Annotated in this window: 17 protein-coding genes and 1 tRNA gene; 9 read left to right on the top strand and 9 right to left on the bottom strand. The window is 42.8% G+C overall.

Annotated features, from left to right (window positions below; all coding sequences use genetic code 11):
• Positions 1 to 85: 85 nt before the first annotated feature.
• Positions 86 to 2,479: a translocation and assembly module lipoprotein TamL gene (gene tamL, locus ACFS5N_RS16030; RefSeq protein WP_377187800.1), complete on the bottom strand. Its 2,394-nt coding sequence runs from the start codon at positions 2,477 to 2,479 to the stop codon at positions 86 to 88.
• Here tamL and ACFS5N_RS16035 point away from each other — a divergent pair.
• The 3 genes from ACFS5N_RS16035 to ACFS5N_RS16045 all read left to right on the top strand — a co-directional run bounded on the left by ACFS5N_RS16035 (position 2,470) and on the right by ACFS5N_RS16045 (position 3,547).
• On the top strand, positions 2,470 to 3,219 hold the full coding sequence (locus ACFS5N_RS16035) for a TrmH family RNA methyltransferase (RefSeq protein ID WP_377187803.1): 750 nt from the start codon (positions 2,470 to 2,472) through the stop codon (positions 3,217 to 3,219). The genes tamL and ACFS5N_RS16035 overlap by 10 nt on opposite strands.
• A 49-nt stretch (positions 3,220 to 3,268) precedes the next feature.
• Positions 3,269 to 3,339, top strand: a tRNA-Cys gene (locus ACFS5N_RS16040).
• A 28-nt stretch (positions 3,340 to 3,367) separates the two neighbouring features.
• Positions 3,368 to 3,547 carry a spore protein gene (locus tag ACFS5N_RS16045; RefSeq protein ID WP_377187806.1) on the top strand — a complete coding sequence of 60 codons (180 nt, stop codon included), beginning with the start codon at positions 3,368 to 3,370 and terminating at the stop codon, positions 3,545 to 3,547.
• A gap of 342 nt (positions 3,548 to 3,889) precedes the next feature.
• On the opposite strand, the gene tnpA is transcribed toward ACFS5N_RS16045, so the two are convergent.
• Both tnpA and ACFS5N_RS16055 read right to left on the bottom strand, forming a co-directional pair.
• The gene (tnpA, locus tag ACFS5N_RS16050) at positions 3,890 to 4,354 is read right to left on the bottom strand and encodes an IS200/IS605 family transposase (protein ID WP_377187809.1); all 465 of its coding nucleotides are present in this window, start codon (positions 4,352 to 4,354) and stop codon (positions 3,890 to 3,892) included.
• Between the two features lie 6 nt (positions 4,355 to 4,360).
• Complete coding sequence (locus tag ACFS5N_RS16055) at positions 4,361 to 5,401, bottom strand: quinone-dependent dihydroorotate dehydrogenase (RefSeq protein WP_377187812.1); 1,041 nt, start codon at positions 5,399 to 5,401, stop codon at positions 4,361 to 4,363.
• A gap of 120 nt (positions 5,402 to 5,521) precedes the next feature.
• On the opposite strand from ACFS5N_RS16055, the gene ACFS5N_RS16060 reads away from it, so the two are divergent.
• The 4 genes from ACFS5N_RS16060 to ACFS5N_RS16075 all read left to right on the top strand — a co-directional run bounded on the left by ACFS5N_RS16060 (position 5,522) and on the right by ACFS5N_RS16075 (position 11,668).
• Positions 5,522 to 6,292 carry an SGNH/GDSL hydrolase family protein gene (locus ACFS5N_RS16060; protein ID WP_377187815.1) on the top strand — a complete coding sequence of 257 codons (771 nt, stop codon included), beginning with the start codon at positions 5,522 to 5,524 and terminating at the stop codon, positions 6,290 to 6,292.
• A gap of 168 nt (positions 6,293 to 6,460) precedes the next feature.
• The gene (locus ACFS5N_RS16065; RefSeq protein ID WP_377187818.1) at positions 6,461 to 8,380 is read left to right on the top strand and encodes an ABC-F family ATP-binding cassette domain-containing protein; all 1,920 of its coding nucleotides are present in this window, start codon (positions 6,461 to 6,463) and stop codon (positions 8,378 to 8,380) included.
• Positions 8,381 to 8,702: 322 nt separating this feature from the next.
• On the top strand, positions 8,703 to 9,956 hold the full coding sequence (locus ACFS5N_RS16070) for a type IX secretion system plug protein (protein WP_377187820.1): 1,254 nt from the start codon (positions 8,703 to 8,705) through the stop codon (positions 9,954 to 9,956).
• Between the two features lie 29 nt (positions 9,957 to 9,985).
• Complete coding sequence (locus ACFS5N_RS16075) at positions 9,986 to 11,668, top strand: ArnT family glycosyltransferase (RefSeq protein WP_377187823.1); 1,683 nt, start codon at positions 9,986 to 9,988, stop codon at positions 11,666 to 11,668.
• On the opposite strand, the gene ACFS5N_RS16080 is transcribed toward ACFS5N_RS16075, so the two are convergent.
• Positions 11,658 to 12,905 (bottom strand): sensor histidine kinase, encoded by a 1,248-nt coding sequence (locus tag ACFS5N_RS16080; protein WP_377187826.1) that lies wholly within the window; start codon positions 12,903 to 12,905, stop codon positions 11,658 to 11,660. The genes ACFS5N_RS16075 and ACFS5N_RS16080 overlap by 11 nt on opposite strands.
• Entirely contained in the window at positions 12,906 to 13,577 is a 672-nt protein-coding gene (locus ACFS5N_RS16085) for a response regulator transcription factor (protein WP_377187829.1), read from the bottom strand. It abuts the gene before it with no gap.
• 88 nt (positions 13,578 to 13,665) lie between these two features.
• On the opposite strand from ACFS5N_RS16085, the gene ACFS5N_RS16090 reads away from it, so the two are divergent.
• Positions 13,666 to 14,310, top strand: coding sequence for an HAD family hydrolase (locus ACFS5N_RS16090; RefSeq protein ID WP_377187832.1), 645 nt, complete (start codon positions 13,666 to 13,668; stop codon positions 14,308 to 14,310).
• A gap of 54 nt (positions 14,311 to 14,364) precedes the next feature.
• A complete protein-coding gene (locus ACFS5N_RS16095; protein ID WP_377187835.1) occupies positions 14,365 to 15,027 on the top strand; it encodes an MBL fold metallo-hydrolase in 663 nt (220 codons plus the stop codon).
• Positions 15,028 to 15,036: 9 nt separating this feature from the next.
• Here the strand turns inward: ACFS5N_RS16095 and ACFS5N_RS16100 are convergent, their stop codons facing one another.
• The 4 genes from ACFS5N_RS16100 to pyrR form a co-directional block, all read right to left on the bottom strand.
• Complete coding sequence (locus tag ACFS5N_RS16100; protein ID WP_377187838.1) at positions 15,037 to 16,239, bottom strand: serine hydrolase domain-containing protein; 1,203 nt, start codon at positions 16,237 to 16,239, stop codon at positions 15,037 to 15,039.
• Positions 16,211 to 16,471, bottom strand: a complete 261-nt coding sequence (locus ACFS5N_RS16105) for a hypothetical protein (protein ID WP_377187841.1) — start codon at positions 16,469 to 16,471, stop codon at positions 16,211 to 16,213. Before ACFS5N_RS16105 ends, ACFS5N_RS16100 begins: the two co-directional genes overlap by 29 nt.
• Positions 16,472 to 16,475: 4 nt before the next feature.
• Positions 16,476 to 17,399, bottom strand: a complete 924-nt coding sequence (locus tag ACFS5N_RS16110; RefSeq protein WP_377187844.1) for an aspartate carbamoyltransferase catalytic subunit — start codon at positions 17,397 to 17,399, stop codon at positions 16,476 to 16,478.
• Between the two features lie 120 nt (positions 17,400 to 17,519).
• Positions 17,520 to 18,065 (bottom strand): bifunctional pyr operon transcriptional regulator/uracil phosphoribosyltransferase PyrR, encoded by a 546-nt coding sequence (pyrR, locus tag ACFS5N_RS16115; RefSeq protein WP_377187847.1) that lies wholly within the window; start codon positions 18,063 to 18,065, stop codon positions 17,520 to 17,522.
• Positions 18,066 to 18,074 lie beyond the last annotated feature (9 nt).

Raw genomic sequence — 18,074 nt, forward strand, 5'->3', positions numbered from 1 at the left:
CCTTTTTCATTTAACAGCAAATTTCTCTACAAAATTACCACATCAAAATGATCTATATCTGCATATTCGTACATTCGCATATCCATCAAAACGGCATTCCAATGCCAAAGTTAAGCTGCATGAAGTTATAGGTATCGCCGATTGACCTGCCATTTGCATCTACACCCACACGATTGGCATCCAGGTAAGCCTGTTTGAATGCACCCGGATGAAAAAGTTCATTGCCATGTTTAATGAGCACCCATTGGTCGGCGCCATTAAATTGCGGGTCTTTAAACTTAAATGCGGCATCCAGTCTGAATACGAAAAAGCTAACGTCAAAACGCAAGCCGGTACCAATGCCAATAGCGCTTGATTGCAGCAGGTTATTAAATCTGAACTCGCCGTTTGGATTCTCAGGTTGTTTATGCAGGCGCCAAACGTTACCTGCATCAATAAATACAGCCCCTTTTAACTTAGAGCCAAAAAAATTATTGACTAATTTGTATCTGTATTCGGCATTGGTTACAAATTTAATTTCGCCAAACTGATCGATGTACTTCAAGCGGCTGCGTAGTGTAGTGTCGCCGCCGTAAGCAGTGGCGCGGTTAAACTGCCCGGGACCTAAAGTACGTGGTAACCAGGCGCGGATATCATTTGCCCCGCCCGTGTAAAAGTTTTTCTCAAATATCAGTTGGTTGCTATTGCCGTACGGTATACCAATACCCGGGTTTACCCTGAAGATAAACTGGCGCTCGCCACCAAAACTGCGGTAAATGCGCAAGTCAATCTCTGTTTTTGCGTACTGGGCAAAAGTGTAACCAAACAGGGTATGCTTGCCCAGGGTATCTTTTGGTGAGTTGGTTAAATTGCTTACAGCTGATAAGAAATTACCGCCGATGTCTAACGATCCTTTGAAGTAGGTAAAGTTGTGGTAACTGTTTAGCAAGTTACCATTGGCCTGGTAAGTATATTGGCTACCTGTAGTAAAGATGGTTCGCCCTATAAGATAAATATAAGAGTAACTGTTTTTACTTAACAGTTCGGCACGTGCCTGCGGGTCAATAATACCTCTCGAAAACTCAATATCAATAGGGGTTATGCTATGCACTTTGTTAGCCGTCTCCAGGAAATCGTAAGTGATAGAGTTTACTAAGCTGGTACGCTCAACCAGCCCTTTTTGAAAAAACAAGGAATAATTACTTGAAAACGTGGTATGCGGTACCCCGTATTTTCCCGGTTTGGCAAAATTAAACGGTGTAACTATCCATGGGTAAATCAGGCTCGCCCCAATTTTGAAATCCTGGTTCTCTACAATACTTTTATTATTAGAGGTGTTAGTGCCGTTGTCATATAACACGCTCAGATTTAGTTTTATCTGCAGCGTTACGGCCTTTTTGAAAATGTTTCTGTCGGTAAATGTATTACCGATATTGTAACCGTACCGGCCGTCGGCAAATAAAAACTCGCCTTCTACGCGGTCAGACATGCGCTTAAGCGGTATCAGTTTCAGTACCATGTTTAAGCGGTTGGTACTGTCAGATGTTTTAATGTACTCCGGGTTGGGCACGTTTCTGAACACATTAAGTTCCGACAGGCGCGAGGTGGTGGCCGTTTGTAAGTCTGCATCGTATAAGTCGCCTTTTTTTAACAGCACATAGTCAACCACCGGGTGTGGTTTAAACCGATGCGAAAAATCAACAAACCTGAATTGACTGTCCACTTGTATGGTATCCTCTTTACCCTTATACTGCCCATTGCTGTTTGAAATGGTTACCAATGTGTTGTTCATGGTATAAATAGGGTGGGCGTTCTTATCTGCCGGATTGTCAATAAACATGGTCAGATCAACTACCCCGCTGTTATAAGTGGAGTCGGCCGTATAGTTGATATATTGGCGATAAAAATCATAATAGCCATTGCGTTTCATCTCCTGATAAAACGCATCGCGGTCAAAAGCCAGGCTATCGGTATCGAACCTGCCGCCAGGTTGCAGGTGCGAGAACACCAAACGGGTTTTGCGATATAACAGGCGCACTTTCGTGTCTGCAATACTGTCCTGTATCTTCCGTATCCTGAACATTGGCCCTTGGTTTACAGCAAATAATAACTGTGCCTTTTTCTTTTTGATCTGGATAGTGTCATCCACCTTAGCCTTTAAATAGCCTTTGCTTTTAATAAATTTTTCGATTTGTAAACGCGAGAACTCTACCAGGTTGCTATCCAGGATAGCAGGCGGTTCGCCAATATTTCTTTTACCTTTTTTGTTAAACCAATAGTAAAGTTGCAGGTTAAAGGCATTGTTAGGCTGTTGTTGCTTATCTACATAGTTTAAAGCCTGCTCAACAAACTCTTTATCCATGCCTTTAATGGTCACTTTACGCACTAATTTTTCATTTCCCTTGAGTCCGCGGGTTAAACTGCAACCCGAGCCTATAATAAGCAGCAGAATACTTAATATTGCAATACGGTATTTAGTTGTGCCTATATATGCTTTCAAAATCAAAAATTAGTTTATTACAATCTTTACAACAAAAAAAGTTTCGCCGCGAACATGGTTTGTTTTTGGTTGAAGGCTTCAAATCTGTGAGCGAATTTGACAATTCGGCTTACCAGATCGAAGCTGTTTACCATACGGCAACCATGGCCCCAAAAATGCTTAAATTATCGCAGAAAATAAACTCCATCGAGATATCATCTGCCATAATTGAAAAAATAAGCGCATTAAAAACGGCCGCCGATGTTGTAGCAACTGTGCGGATACCGCAATGGCCGGCCCTGGCTCATGATACTCTTAACAAAAAATTTTCAATTGTGTTGGATGGTATTCAGGATCCGGGCAATATGGGCACCATTATTCGTACGGCCGACTGGTTTGGTATAGAAAATATAATTTGTTCTGAAGATTGTGTAGAGGTTTATAACCCCAAAGTGGTGCAGGCTGCCATGGGCTCGCTTTCGCGGATAAACGTACACTACGTTGATTTGAAACAAATGCTTACCGACACAAAGTTACCGGTTTACGGCGCACTGCTTGACGGTGAGAACATCTATGCTACCAATTTTGGTACTGAAGGATTGATTGTCATGGGTAATGAGGGCAAGGGTTTAACCGAAAATGTGAAGCAATTGGTTACCCGGGCCATCACCATTCCGCGCGGGGGTAAGGCCGAAAGTTTGAACGTTGCCATAGCTACAGCAATATTTTGTTCAGAAATAAACAGAAATAAGCTTAAATAAATGTTGGTTCGCAACAAATAATTACTATTTTTGCATTCCTAAAAAACAGGGTCGGATGGCCGAGTGGCTAGGCAGAGGTCTGCAAAACCTCCTACAGCGGTTCGAATCCGCTTCCGACCTCAGGTATACAGCTATTAAAAATAAAGTCATGGGCGTAACACGTTTAAAAAGAAAAGATAGAAGAAACAAAACCTTCTCAAGATTAGAAGTTCAGTTTTTAAAGAACGCTACCAACCTGGAAGCAGGAAGCCGTTCGCACGAGTCAGCAAAAAGCCAGATCAGCATTAACAATGCGGTGTTGGCGCAAGCTGCTGCTGCTCTTAAATAATATTTAATTTAAGATTATTCAGATATTGAAAGTCCCGTTGGTTGTGCCGACGGGACTTTTTTTATAGGCTATATTTTCGCTTGTTTTAGGAGGCTCCTATGGAGCCAAGTCGTTTTGTTATGCATTTCTATAAACACGAGGGCTCCTAACGGAGCTTTCGCTTAGATAGAATTGTTTTGCCGGGCCAGGCTCAATGTGAACCTCGTGTCAGCCTCCTCACGGAGCTTTCGCTTAAATACCATTGTTTAGCGGAGCTATGGCTCCATAGGAGCCTCGTGTTTATAGAAAAGAACAGAGAGAGGTGTTTGGCTCCATAGGAGCCTCCTTTAAACGCAACGCTATTCATCCCGCCCCAAAATCAAACAAAAACCATTCTTCAAAAGATATATCAAATTTCTTCAATAGTTCGATGTACTCCTGTTTAAATGTTTTCTTTTGATGATGCTTTTCCTGATTCAAAATATATTTAACAACACTATCGATGTGCGATTGGGAGTAAGAAAATACCCCATAACCCTCTTGCCAGCTAAATTTACCTTTTATCCAATTTTTGCTATTAATAAATTCGTTGCTTTCAACTTTGATCTCTTTCACAAAGTCAGCAATCAAGATGGTGGGTTTAAATCCGACAAATAAATGGATATGATCGGGCATGCTATTAATAGCGAGCACTTTGGTATGGCGATGTTGCACTAATGCCGTAATATACCTGTGCAATTCTTCCTTATGTTCTTTGGGTATGAGATTTTGCCTGCCTTTCACAGCAAATACAAATTGCAGATAGATTTGAGAAAATGTATTTGCCATATTTCGTTACGATTTCAATAGCGCTTTATTAACCCTTTTAATCAATCCAGGCCCTTCATAAATAAAACCGGTATACAGCTGCACCAGCGAGGCACCAGCTTCCAGTTTCTCTAAAGCATCCTCGGCCGAATGTATGCCGCCTACACCAATGATGGGGAACGAACCGTTTGATTTTTTTGACAGATAACGAATAACCTCGGTTGATCTTTTGGTTAGCGGTGCGCCGCTCAACCCCCCGGCTTCTTCTTTTAGTTTTGCATCGGCTATTGCTGATTTGTCGATGGTGGTGTTGGTGGCTATAACCCCGGCGATTTTTGTCTCCTGAACAATCTCTACGATATCGTTCAATTGCTCATTTGTCAAATCGGGCGCTATTTTAAGCAGAATTGGCTTGCTGATGCCGTTTTTATTATTACGCTGTTGCAGCGTATTTAATATAGCCATCAAAGGCTCTTTTTCTTGCAGTGCACGCAGACCGGGGGTATTTGGCGAGCTTACGTTCACCACAAAATAATCAACCACATCAAACAGGCGGTCAAAGCATTTAATGTAATCACTTACGGCGTCCTCGTTCGGTGTATTTTTATTTTTGCCGATATTGCCGCCGATGATTAATCCCTGTTGCTTTTTGGGGTGTTTGTGGCGATAGGCCGCAATGCGCTCGGCCACTACATCAACTCCCAGGTTATTAAAACCCATGCGATTGATCAGGCCTTTTTCCTTCGGGCTGCGAAACATCCTGGGTTTAGGATTGCCTGGCTGGGGCAGGGGAGTAACCGTACCTACCTCAATAAAACCAAAACCCAGGTTTGCCATCTCGCTGATTACTTCGCCGTTTTTATCAAAACCTGCAGCTAAACCTACCGGATTGATAAATTTCAAACCAAAAACTTCTTTCTGCAGGCGATGATCCTTAATATCCCACACTGCGCGGCTCAAAGCTGCACCACCCGGCAAACGGTTAAAGCGTTTTAAGTTACGCGTTACAAAATAATGGATGTTTTCCGGGTCGAACTGAAAAAAGATAGGTTTAATAAGCTTATACATAGGCGCGAAGTTAGCAGTTTTAGGGCTGACCCTGAATAATTAAAGTGCCATAGGTTTGAATTTTTAAATTAATCTGTAAATTCGGTCATCGCCAGGCAAGGCATCAACCAATTATAATTTATGGGAAATCAGGAAAACAACCGCCGCAGTTTTATCAAAAGCGCCTCAATAGGTGCCGTAGCAGCTATCAGCATACCGCAAATAGTTAGCTCGGCCGTGGCCGTTGCGCCTAAGGGCAGAAGGGTAAGTATTGATCAGGGCGATGTTATTCTGTTTCAGGGCGATTCAATTACAGATGCCGGTCGTGGTAACCGTAATGCTTTTTCGCCAAACAATGCGGGCGCTATGGGTAATGGTTACGCATTGATGGCTGCCGGACAGTTATTGTCACAATATCCGGGGAAGGATCTTAAAATTTATAACAAAGGCGTAAGCGGCAACAAAGTTTTCCAGCTGGCCGATCGCTGGGACGCCGACACCCTGGCCATTAAACCAAATATACTGAGCATCCATATCGGCGTAAATGATTATTGGCATACCCTGACTAACGGCTATACCGGTACTATTGATAACTACATTACCGACTATAAAAAGCTGCTCGACCGAACCAAAGCAGCACTGCCAAATGTAAAACTAATCATCTGCGAACCGTTTGGCGTATTGGGCGTAAGGTCCGTCACCGATGCCTGGTATCCAGCTTTTAACCAATTCAAAAAAGCTGCACGCGATATTGCCGATCAATACGACGCTGCATTCGTGCCTTATCAGGCCGCTTTCGACAAAGCCATAACCCAGGCTCCGCCCGCTTACTGGACAGGCGACGGCGTACATCCGTCAATTGCTGGAGCTGCGTTGATGGCCCACACGTGGTTGGAGGCGGTGAAGGGATAAGATGTAGAGACGCAATATATTGCGTCTCTTTTTCTGATAATAATTTTGACTTCACAGTGGGGACGCAAAATATTGCGTCTCTACGGAATGATGTCCCCTAATCTCCAATCAACTAATCACCAATCTCCGTTTTTAAGCCCCGCTTAAAAACCGTATCTTTGCGCGCAAATGATTGCTATAAATAATCTTACGTTCGAGATCGGTGCGAGGGCATTGTATGACGAGGCCAATTGGCATATTAAACCCGGTGAAAAGATAGGCCTTATCGGCGCTAACGGGACTGGAAAAACCACACTCTTAAAAATTATTACCGGCGAATATACCCCGACATCGGGTACTATATCAATGGCTAAGGACCTGACTATGGGTTACCTTAACCAGGACCTCTTGTCTTATTCGTCCGACAAAAACATAGTGCACGTGGCTATGGAAGCTTTTGAGCGCCAAAACCAGTTGCATGACGAGATTGAGGCCCTGCTTAAAAAGCTGGAAACTGATTATACCGAGGACCTGATCCATAAACTAAGCGACAAGCAATCAGAGTTTGAAGCATTAGATGGTTACAACATCGAATACAAGGCACACGAAATTTTGGCCGGTCTGGGTTTTAGCGAAGCCGATTGCCATCGCAAGTTAAGCACTTTTTCGGGTGGATGGCGCATGCGTGTAATGCTGGCCAAGATATTGTTGCAGGCGCCGGACATTCTGCTGCTCGATGAGCCTACCAACCACTTAGACTTACCGTCTATCCAATGGCTTGAAGATTATCTGAAATCATTTCCCGGCGCTATCATTATCGTATCGCACGATAGATGGTTTCTGGACAAAGTAATAAACCGTACGGTCGAGTCGCGCAAAGGCAAGCTGACCGTTTATGCGGGCAACTACTCTTTTTATTTAGAAGAAAAAGAGCTACGTGCCGAAATACAGCGTGGTGAGTTTAAAAACCAGCAATCAAAGATCCGCCAGGAAGAGCGTTTAATCGAACGTTTCCGCGCTAAGGCGTCAAAAGCAAAAATGGCGCAGTCGCGTATCAAGATGCTCGACAAAATGGAGCGTATCGACGATGTAGATGACGATAATCCTGAAGTTAACTTTAGCTTTAAGTTTAGCAAACAATCGGGTCGTCATGTAGTGACTTTGGAGCACATTACCAAAAAGTATCCTAATATCGATATTCTGGAAGATGCCGAGGCCATTATTGAAAAAGGCGACAAAATAGCCTTAATTGGTGCTAACGGTCGCGGTAAATCTACCTTGCTGCGCATCATAGCCGGTGCCGACAAAGAATTTGAAGGTAAAGCAACAACCGGGCACAACGTTAGTCAAACCTTTTTTGCGCAGCACCAACTGGAGAGCCTGCACCTGGAAAACCAGATTTTGCAGGAACTGCAATCATTCGCCCCGAAACATACAGACACCGAATTACGCTCAATCTTAGGTTCATTCCTGTTTACAGGCGACGATGTGTTTAAAAAGATCAAGGTACTTTCCGGTGGCGAAAAGTCGCGTGTGGCGTTAGCCAAAGCTTTAACTGCCGATGCCAATTTCCTGGTGCTGGATGAGCCCACTAACCACCTGGACATGGCCTCAGTAAATATTTTAATACAGGCCCTGCAACAATATGAAGGTACGGTAATCGTCGTATCGCACGACCGTTACTTTCTGGACAATATCGCCAACAAGATCTGGTTTATTGAAGATCAAAAGATCAAAGAATATCCGGGTACTTATCAGGAGTATGAAGAGTGGGCCGCAAAGCGTAAAGTTGAGCCTAAAGGTTTGCCAATTGCTCAGCCAAAAAAGGAGGAGAAAAAGCTTGAACCGGTTAAAGTGCAACCATCGGAAAACAAGCAGCAGCAACTGAAAAAGATGAACCAGGATCTTTCAAAAATGGAAGAACAGATCTCAGTTTTAGAAAAAGCTGTAAAGGATATGGAGACCGCGCTGGCCGACGAAAAGATTTATAACGACGCCGGCAAGCTAAAAGAAACCAACGCCACCTACAGCCAAAAGAAAGACGAACTTAAACTAACCCAGCAAAAATGGGAAGAACTGGCCGAGCAGATCATGGAACTGGAAGCATAAGATTGTTTGATAGATTTTTAAGCGTTGAACTCCGTTCAGCGCTTTTTTTATGGTTTCAAGTTTTATACCTAAGAGTCCTGGGTATGTTTCAACGTTGGTGTTTCACTTTAATTCATTACAATGATGAAATTTGATATAAGTCATTGGTATTTTAATACTTAAACCCATATGTTTGAAGTATTGGTAGTGTTTCACACTGTTTCAGGTGTTTTTATAACTAGTTGATAATCAAATGATATTGTGGAAAAGTGTTCCAAAGTGTTTCACATTTATGTGGAACACCCGCGTTTATAACCCACCGAAAAGTACGTATTATTGCATCATGAGAAATTGCGTTGCACTTCTTTTCATATTGATAGGGTTCAAGGCCTACAGTCAGCCCTATACGGATAGCGTTTACAATGCGCACATCAAAGCCGTTCAGTTTTACAATGCCAAAATGGACATGTCGTTCCCGGTTATTGCTTTGCAGGGCGAACAGGCTTTGTTAATGTTTGATGACCTGCGCGGCGGTACGCGCAATTACTATTATACGCTTGAACATTGCGATAGTAAATGGAACTCAAGCAATATCTCGAAATCTGAATACCTCCAGGGTTTCCAGGACGACCGTTTGCTGGATTACAGGTATTCGGTCTCCACCTTACAGAAATATACGCACTATGAGCTAAAGGTGCCTAATGAAAACATGAAGCCTAAAATATCGGGCAACTATATACTGAAAGTTTATGAGGATGCCGATCAGGCAAAAATGGTGCTGACACGACGTTTGTATGTGGTGGATGCCAAAGTTGCTATAGCTGCCGATATAGCGCCCTCTAACGATCCGTCGTTAAGGCAAACCAACCAAAAGGTAAACTTTCAGGTTGCTTTCGGCGGCTTGAATGTACAGAATCCTAATACCGATATTAAAGTTTTCCTGATGCAGAATGCCCGTTATGAAACCGGCATCTGGAACACATCACCCTCAACCATCCGCGGCACGCAGTTGGTTTATAACGATATTAACGCCAATGATTTTCCTGGTCGTAATGAGTTCAGGCACTTTGATACCCGTAGCCTTCGGTTAAATTCTGATAGGGTAGGGCATATCTATAGGGATACGGCTTACACAGTTACCTTGCTAACCGACCCGCCACGTAGTCAGGAGGGTTACACCTTGTTATATGATAACGATGGCAAATACTTCATCCTGAACCAGGACGGCAGCGGCGAGCCTAAACGCGACGCCGATTATGCCCACATGTATTTCGCTTTATTCGCCAATAAAACAGATCAGGAAGGCTCGGCTTACATCGTCGGTAAATTCAATGACTACAAGCTCGATGCCAGCAGCAAAATGGATTTTGACGCCATAAAAGGTCGCTTCTTCACCAACCTGTTCCTAAAACAAGGTGTTTATGATTACGAATACGTTTGGGTTGACAAAACAGGTAAGGCCGACGATATACCTATTGAGGGCAGCCATTTTGAAACGGAGAATGAATATCAGCTACTGGTTTACTATCGCCCGGTAAGCGGCCGATGGGATGAACTGGTAGGTTATCGATTATTGAGCAATAGGCAGCAAAGGTAGTCTGCCAAAACTATTACCTTTACCCTCAAATGGATAAACAAACCCCGGTAGTTGAAACTAAATGGCTTTACGCGCTCATTGGCGTAGCTGTTTTGGTGAATTTTAGCGGGCTGTTTGTCCCGGTAATCGGTCCCGATGGTACCTTATATGCCTGTATAGCCAAAACCATGGCGCAGACCAATAATTTTGTTGATCTGTATGCTTATGGACACGACTGGCTAGATAAGCCCCACCTCCCGTTTTGGGTTACTGCTTTGTCTTTTCGGCTTTTTGGCATTAGTACCTGGGCGTATAAGCTGCCAGGTATTTTGTTTATGATGATGGGTGCTTTCTATACCTATCTGTTTGGAAAATCGCTGTACAACAAACAAACCGGTCTCTGGGCGACTTTGATCTTGCTGACAGCCCAGCATATCGTCCTCTCCAATAATGATGTTCGGGCTGAGCCTTATTTAACCGGGTTGATTATTGCATCGGTTTATCACTTATATCAATCGCATACCAAAAACAGTTATTGGCAATTATTATGGGGATGCTTGTTCGCCGCCTGCGCTATCATGACCAAGGGCGTGTTTGCTGTTATACCTATCGGTGGAGCTATTGCGGGGCATTTTATGATCACCAGGCAATGGAAACAACTGTTTAGCCTGCGCTGGTTAGCGGCTATTGTTTTAACCCTGATATTTATTGTTCCTGAACTTTATTGTCTTTACCAGCAATTCGACTTACATCCTGAAAAGTTAATATTTGACAAGCATTGCGTGTCAGGCGTACGCTTCTTTTTCTGGGATAGCCAGTTTGGCCGCTTCTTTAATACCGGGCCCATTAAAGGGCACGGCGATCCAAGCTTTTTTATTCATACCACATTGTGGGCTTTCTTGCCATGGTCGCTATTGCTATTTGTGGCTATTTACCAATTTATTAAAAAAGGCGCCAGGCACATACAGACAACTGAATGGTATTGCATCTCCGGTTCACTACTGACGTTCCTGCTGTTCTCAACCTCTAAGTTTCAATTGCCGCATTATTTAAATATTGTTTATCCATTTTTCGCTATTATTACGGCTCAGTATTTGCAAAATGTACGTCAGCTAAAAAGCATCAAAGCTATCCGGGTAGCCCAAACCATCGTTACCGGGCTGATGGCTTTGCTCATCATTGGTTTAAATTACTTTTATCAGCCCGAAACATGGAACTTATCTGCGGCTATTTGTTTGTTGCTGTGTATAGCCGGGCTGCTCTATCTGCCGCATCGTGTTACCCGGGGGGTAGTAGCACAGATGGTAGTACTTACTGCGATAGTTTCATTCTTTGTTAATATTTATTTGAACACCATTTTCTACAGCTCGTTATTGAAATATCAGGCGGGCGGCGAGGCTGCGATGTGGATCAATCAAAACAATATTCAGAATTTACCGGTGGTGCAATTGAACGATGAGTATGTGTCATCCTTTACCTTTTACATCAAATCGCAGGTTAATACTATTACCGATGACAACCCAAAAAACTACCCTGTAACTCCGTTTATATTTTACGGTAAGGCCGACAGGATCAAGCAATTGGCTGAACTTGGCTGGCAAATTAAATCATTAAAATTATTTGAACGCTATTGGGTAAGCCGCCTTAAACCTAAGTTTTTAAATAAGGCTACCCGTGCTCAGGAACTGACAGAGATGCAGGTTGTCTACATCGATCCACAACCTAAAAGATAACGCTAAACCGGTGCATCTGGTTTTCAAATCTATAGGTCAGTTGGTAACCGTATTGTGCGCAAATATTTTTTGCGATGGTTAATCCCAACCCCGTCCCATCTGAATTACTGCCGCGTTTAAAGCGCTCAAAAATTTCAGCGTCGTTAAGCGCAGCGCTGCCGCTGTTTTCAAATACCAGCTCGCGTTTGCTTAGCCTGATGTATAATTGCCCTTTTGTAACGTTATGTTTAATTGCGTTATTGAACAGGTTATTAATTAATATTTCTATCAAATACTGGCTGGCGGTGATTTCTTTATCGTCAAGTAAATCAATCAGGGTAATGCCTTTGCTCTGAACCAGTTCCTGTAACTGGCGCTCTTTTTGAACAATAACATTTTTAAGGTTAAAGGTCGATACTTCATTAATCAGGTGATTATCAATTTTCACCAAAAGTAAAAGCGATTGGTTTAACCTCGACAATTTATTAGTGGCTGCGTATATGTGACTGATTTGGGCAAATTGCTCGTCCCGCAATTGTTCATCCTGTATCAGTGTATCCAGTTTAGAATTGATTACTGCAATGGGCGTCAGCATTTCGTGCGAGGCATTTTCAGCAAACGTCTTTAAATTTTGATAATCTGTTTTTACGCGGGTCGACATCGTAGCTACCGCATCATTCAACTCTCTGAACTCTTCAATATTACTACTGTTAGTTTTAATGTTTTCTGAATCTGCAATATTAAATGCTTTTAACTCCTGCAGTATGTCATAAAAAGGCTGCCATATGCCGCTAAAGATATAACGGTTTGTTAATGCCAAAATAATTATTAAAACGGCAGTCAACAATATGGTGACGCCTATAATCAGCTGTGCAATGTTTTCAGAACCCTCTTTTGAAATAGTTACAGTAGCAACATAATTCTTGCCATGAAGGGTTATAAACGCTTTGACTGCGCGCCCTGCTTCTGTTTTGTTATTGCGTTTATAGTAAGGGGTGTCGTAAAAAGTGATGGACGATTCTTGCCGAGTTGTAGGGGTAAATGCCGTCTGGTCGCCTTCAAAATCCAACTGTTGCGGCAAATGCTTATTTTGTTTTACAAAATCGCGTATTTCAGTAAGTTCTTCTATCAGGTCTCGGTCAAGTTGTTTGTTGACGATGTAATTGATTAAGGCATAGTACACCGCGCCGGTAATCAGTAACACAACAATGGTGATAACCAACGTCGCTTTGTTATATCTGGCCGATAATTTTATCACTTATACAAATTTATAACCTACGCCGTAAATGGCTTTGATATAGTCTTTACGTGCAGCCTCCATTAATTTTTTGCGTATGTTCTTGATGTGGGTATAGATAAAATCAAAGCTATCGGCCAAATCAAACTCATCACCCCACAAATGCTCTGCTATGGCATTTTTTGAGATAACCTTGCCCTTGTTGGCAATAAAGTACAACAACATATCGTACTCCTTACGGGTAAAAATAAGGCTTACGGAATTGACCTTCACCTCGCGGGCAGACAGATCAATATTAATCAAATCATGCACGAGTAAGTTGTTGGTATTAAATGCTCTTCGGCGATAAATAGCGTCAATGCGCGCTTTCAGCTCAGCTAAATGAAAAGGTTTTATCAGGTAATCGTCTGCGCCTAAATTCAACCCTTTAATTTTGGTATCAAGCGAATTGCGTGCAGAAATAATTAACACACCTTCGTTTTTGCCGTGGGCTTTCAGATGCTCCAGCACAGTAAAGCCTTCGCCGTCAGGCAGGCCTATGTCCAGCAAAATACAATCATAGTCATATAATGAAATTTTGCTTATTGCGCCATCGAGGGTGTCGCAGCTTTCGCACAACACCCCGGCTTCGCTAAAATATTTTTCAATACTCTCGCGCAGTGCCGGTTCGTCTTCAATGATAAGTAGTTTCAAGAAAAAGCGTTTGGTTTTAAATTTAATAATAGATTTTGAGTAAAATTTGAAGAAGTTCCTCCAAAATTAAAACCTACTTTTGCCACCGATGAATAATTTATTAAAAAGCCAATTTGATAGTATAATTTTTGATCTTGATGGCACATTGTGGGACAGCTCATCTAATGTCGTGGTGGCCTGGCAAACGGCTAAAGAACAGGTAGACTATATCAAAGAAGATTTTACCCGCCCCATGGTCCACTCGATAACCGGCATGACCTACAAAGCCATTTTTGAAACCCTGTTACCTTACCTGACAGAAGAACAGCGTGAAGAATTCAAAGCATTGGCCGGCAAATATGAACTGGAGATTTTATATAAAAAAGGTGGCGATTTATATCCGGGTTTGGAACAGGCTCTCGAGCAGCTTTCTAAAAAATATAAACTTTTCATAGTAAGCAATTGCCAAAGCGGTTACATTGAGGTGTTCTTCAAGGTTAGTGGGTTTGAACATTATTTTGCAGGCCACCAATGTTACGGTGCCAAAAATCAGCCCAAAGCCGAAAATATTATTGACATTATAAAGGATCATGAGTTGAAAGCGCCGGTTTACGTTGGTGACACTTTAGGCGATTATACAGCAGCAACCAAAGCCGGAGTACCCTTTATTTTTGCTGACTATGGTTTTGGCGAAGTAGAGGAAGGGCAGGTGGCTACTATATCATCATTGGTTGAATTGACAGCGTTGTTATAATTAACACAAAACCTTTCGTGGGCAACCCGGTTAAAATCTTATTACACTGTCAACATGAAAATATCCAAATACCTGCACTCTTGTTTAGTTTTTGAGATAGATGACTACAAGCTGTTGTTCGACCCGGGAAAGTTCAGTTTTGCCGAAGGCGACGTTCAACCAGAATTGTTTAGTGATGTCAATGCTATCGTTATCACCCATATTCATCCTGATCATCTGGATATTGATAACCTGAAAAAAATTGTGGAGCTAAGCAACGCCCCGGTTTATACAACCGCGCAAGTGGCCGAAGTTTTGCAAAAAAACGATATGGCGCACAATGTTTGGCAAGATGGTACACATCAACTTGGTCCGTTCAAACTGGAGGCTATTACGGTTAAACATGCACTGATTTTGGATAACCCGCTACCGCAGATGCTGGGTTTTGTTATTAATGACCGTGTGCTGCATCCGGTCGATTCGATGGAAGATGAGCTACTGCGTTATAAAGGTATTGAACTGTTAATAATGGTCACCATGGCGCCTTTTGCCAATGAAATTATGATATCAGCTTTTGCTGACAAGCTGCAACCCGAACAAATACTGCCGGTGCATGATGGTTATGCTAAAGAGTTTTTTATTAAACAACGCTATGAAGCTTATACCAAACATTTTGATAAACAGGGTATCAAATTTCATAATATTTATAAGCCCGGCGATAGCATAACTATTTGCTAAACTTAATGGTTACTGTAATTTATATATAATATCTACCCCGGTATTATCTGTACTTGCGCCCGCGTTAGATAGCAGGATCACAGCTAATTTTTTCTCAATATTATAAGCCAGGAAGCTGCTGCTGCCTTCGGTACCGCCATTATGAAACAGGTAACTCACCCCATTAACCTTAATGATATGCCAACCCAAACCAACCTGCGTATCGCCATTGTTAAAAGTTATTTGATGTGCCAATTCCATAGCCTTTGAGAGCTTGGTGTCAGTTTTGTTCATGTTGGCTTTAGCATAGAGTAGCAGGTCATTAATAGTCGATCGGAGAGAGCCGCAGGCTGCCAGCGCATCAAAATCCCAGGCCGGCGTTTGCTTGCCCTCCTCATCATAAACAAAAGCAAATCGCCCTGCAATAAGCGGATATAGATGTTGTAAGGTTGACTTCATCCCCAGGGGGCGACAGATAATTTCGGTGACCAATTGCTCATATGGTTTTCCGCTAATGCGTTCCAAAATTACGCCCAGCAAGCCCACCGCCAAATTTGAATAAGCGTACTCGGTACCAGGCTTGCTTCTTAACTTGCAATTTGCCAGGTAGCTGAATAACATTTCGCGCGTGTAATTTTTATAAGGATTGGCATCGCTGTAATCTTTTTGCTTCGCAAAGTTGGTGGGTAAGCCCGGCAGGCCTGATGTGTGGTTGCTTAGATTTACCAGTTTAATATCTTTCAAGGCCGGGTTAGCAGCAACCGAGTCGGGCAGATATTTCGTGATTGGATCGTCCAGGCTCAATTTACCTTCATTCACATACCAGGCTAATAAAGTAGCCGTAAACGTTTTAGTGATGGAACCGATCTCATACAGTGTGCCCATGTTGGGCATATTACCTTTACCTTTTTTAGTTTCGCCGTAATTGTAGGTATGAACGCTTCCGTTCCTGATAATGCCCACGCTCATGCTTACCGTATTAGAACGCTGGATATATTTACGCACAACAGAATCAACCAACCCGTCAACCGGGGTTGCCATAGGGTTATTTGTGGCAGCCGGCGATGGTTTGGTTACCGATGTCTCTCTATATGGTTCAAGTTTAAAATAGGATAGTTTATCATTTTCGCTCAGGCTAATAGTGAGCAGCATAGTCACGGCATCAAATTGTACACGATAGGCCGCAGTAACATTGTTTACGAAACTAATGAGCGAGTCTTTCCACAATCCCAAGCGGAAACAGTTCTTTCGCCAGAAAATCATTAAAGTCGCCATGCTGGATGGATTTTTTAAAACGGGCATCGGCCAGGTTATAAATAGCGTCCGGGTTTTTGGTAACGATGTACTGTTTAATAAGCACAAAAACCGAATCGGTTTTGCGAAGCTGGCGTGCCTGTGCGTTTGTGTTGAGACTTAACAATAAGCCAATCGCACAAAGCAATAATCCACGCAGCGTTTTTATCATATTATCAAGGGTTTTGACCTGCCAGCAGGTATAGCACGGCCATACGTACGGCTACACCATTTTCAACCTGATCCAGAATGATAGACTGTTTGCTGTCGGCTACGTCGCTGGTTATCTCTACCCCCCGGTTTATCGGCCCCGGGTGCATTACCGTAATCTCTTTATCTAACGAGTCTAAAATCTCTTTATTCAATCCGTATAGCATAGTGTATTCGCGCAGCGATGGAAAATATTTAATATCCTGACGCTCCAATTGAATGCGCAGCATATTGGCCACATCGCACCAGTTCAAAGCTTTGATCAGGTTATGCTCTACTTTAACGCCTAAGGCACTAATATATTTCGGGATCAGCGTTGTTGGTCCGCAAACCATAACTTCGGCACCCAGTTCTTTCAGGCAAAGGATATTTGATAACGCCACGCGAGAGTGGAGGATATCGCCCACAATAACAATCTTCTTACCGGCAACATCGCCATATTTTTCACGGATTGAAAAAGCATCCAATAACGCTTGCGTTGGGTGCTCGTGTGCGCCGTCACCGGCATTTACTATCTGCGCCTTTACGTGTTTTGATAAAAAGGTAGCCGCGCCGGCATAGGGGTGACGCATCACTACCATATCCACTTTCATAGCCAGGATGTTGTTTACCGTGTCTATCAGCGTTTCGCCTTTACTCACTGATGATGACGAAGCGGCGAAATTTACCACATCGGCAGACAGGCGTTTCTCTGCTAATTCGAATGACAAGCGGGTACGGGTAGAGTTTTCAAAGAAAATATTGGCAATGGTCACATCCCGAAGCGACGGAACTTTTTTAATCGGACGGTTTAACACCGTTTTAAAATTGTCGGCTGTTTCAAATATCAACTGAATATCAGCTTCATTTAAACCTTTAATTCCAAGTAAGTGGCGTGTGCTTAAACCCATTTTTATTTCGGATTTCGAATGTTCGAATTCGGATTTGTTATAATTATTTTCTTATTAATTGTCGGTTTCCGATTGTTCGATTGGATTTAAATCCGAACTCGAACATCCGAAATCCGATATCTACTTAGCTTCAGATACCAAAAGTATTCTGTCCTCGCCATCAGTTTCTTTCCAGCTTACCACCACTTTTTGCGACGCGATGGAATCAACCTCAATGCCGATATAATCAGCTGCTACCGGGATGTGGCGAGAGTAACGCCTGTCAACCAGCGTTAACAGCTCAACACGCTCCGGCCGCCCAAAGGCCAGCATCGCGTCCATAGCTGCGCGGATGGTACGGCCGGTCCATAGCACATCATCCATTAAAACCACTTTTTTGCCTTCAATAATAAAGTCGATCTTGGTTTGATTAGGCACTAGTGGCGATTCGCGTCGGCGAAAGTCATCACGATAAAAAGTTATATCCAGGTCGCCTTGCTGAATGTTGTGATCGGGTAAAATTTTGCGTAGTTCATCAGCAACGCGTTTAGCCAGGTAAATACCCCTTGGCTGTATGCCAATTAATACTGTTTGCGAAAAATCGTTATGATTCTCAATTAATTGACGACAAAGACGCTGAATAGTGATTTGAAATTTCTGACCGTCGAGCAGCGTAAGATTTTGCATCGTATGGGT

This window comes from Mucilaginibacter ximonensis (assembly GCF_042686265.1).
Lineage (GTDB): Bacteria > Bacteroidota > Bacteroidia > Sphingobacteriales > Sphingobacteriaceae > Mucilaginibacter > Mucilaginibacter ximonensis.

Coding starts and splice junctions, on each gene's coding strand:
- ACFS5N_RS16095 (WP_377187835.1), top strand. CDS start 14,365: ATGAAAATATCCAAATACCTGCACTCTTGTTTAGTTTTTGAGATAGAT.
- ACFS5N_RS16090 (WP_377187832.1), top strand. CDS start 13,666: ATGAATAATTTATTAAAAAGCCAATTTGATAGTATAATTTTTGATCTT.
- ACFS5N_RS16060 (WP_377187815.1), top strand. CDS start 5,522: ATGGGAAATCAGGAAAACAACCGCCGCAGTTTTATCAAAAGCGCCTCA.
- ACFS5N_RS16035 (WP_377187803.1), top strand. CDS start 2,470: ATGCTTTCAAAATCAAAAATTAGTTTATTACAATCTTTACAACAAAAA.
- pyrR (WP_377187847.1), bottom strand. CDS start 18,065: ATGCAAAATCTTACGCTGCTCGACGGTCAGAAATTTCAAATCACTATT.
- ACFS5N_RS16105 (WP_377187841.1), bottom strand. CDS start 16,471: ATGATAAAAACGCTGCGTGGATTATTGCTTTGTGCGATTGGCTTATTG.
- ACFS5N_RS16070 (WP_377187820.1), top strand. CDS start 8,703: ATGAGAAATTGCGTTGCACTTCTTTTCATATTGATAGGGTTCAAGGCC.
- ACFS5N_RS16045 (WP_377187806.1), top strand. CDS start 3,368: ATGGGCGTAACACGTTTAAAAAGAAAAGATAGAAGAAACAAAACCTTC.
- ACFS5N_RS16110 (WP_377187844.1), bottom strand. CDS start 17,399: ATGGGTTTAAGCACACGCCACTTACTTGGAATTAAAGGTTTAAATGAA.
- tnpA (WP_377187809.1), bottom strand. CDS start 4,354: ATGGCAAATACATTTTCTCAAATCTATCTGCAATTTGTATTTGCTGTG.
- ACFS5N_RS16065 (WP_377187818.1), top strand. CDS start 6,461: ATGATTGCTATAAATAATCTTACGTTCGAGATCGGTGCGAGGGCATTG.
- ACFS5N_RS16055 (WP_377187812.1), bottom strand. CDS start 5,401: ATGTATAAGCTTATTAAACCTATCTTTTTTCAGTTCGACCCGGAAAAC.
- ACFS5N_RS16075 (WP_377187823.1), top strand. CDS start 9,986: ATGGATAAACAAACCCCGGTAGTTGAAACTAAATGGCTTTACGCGCTC.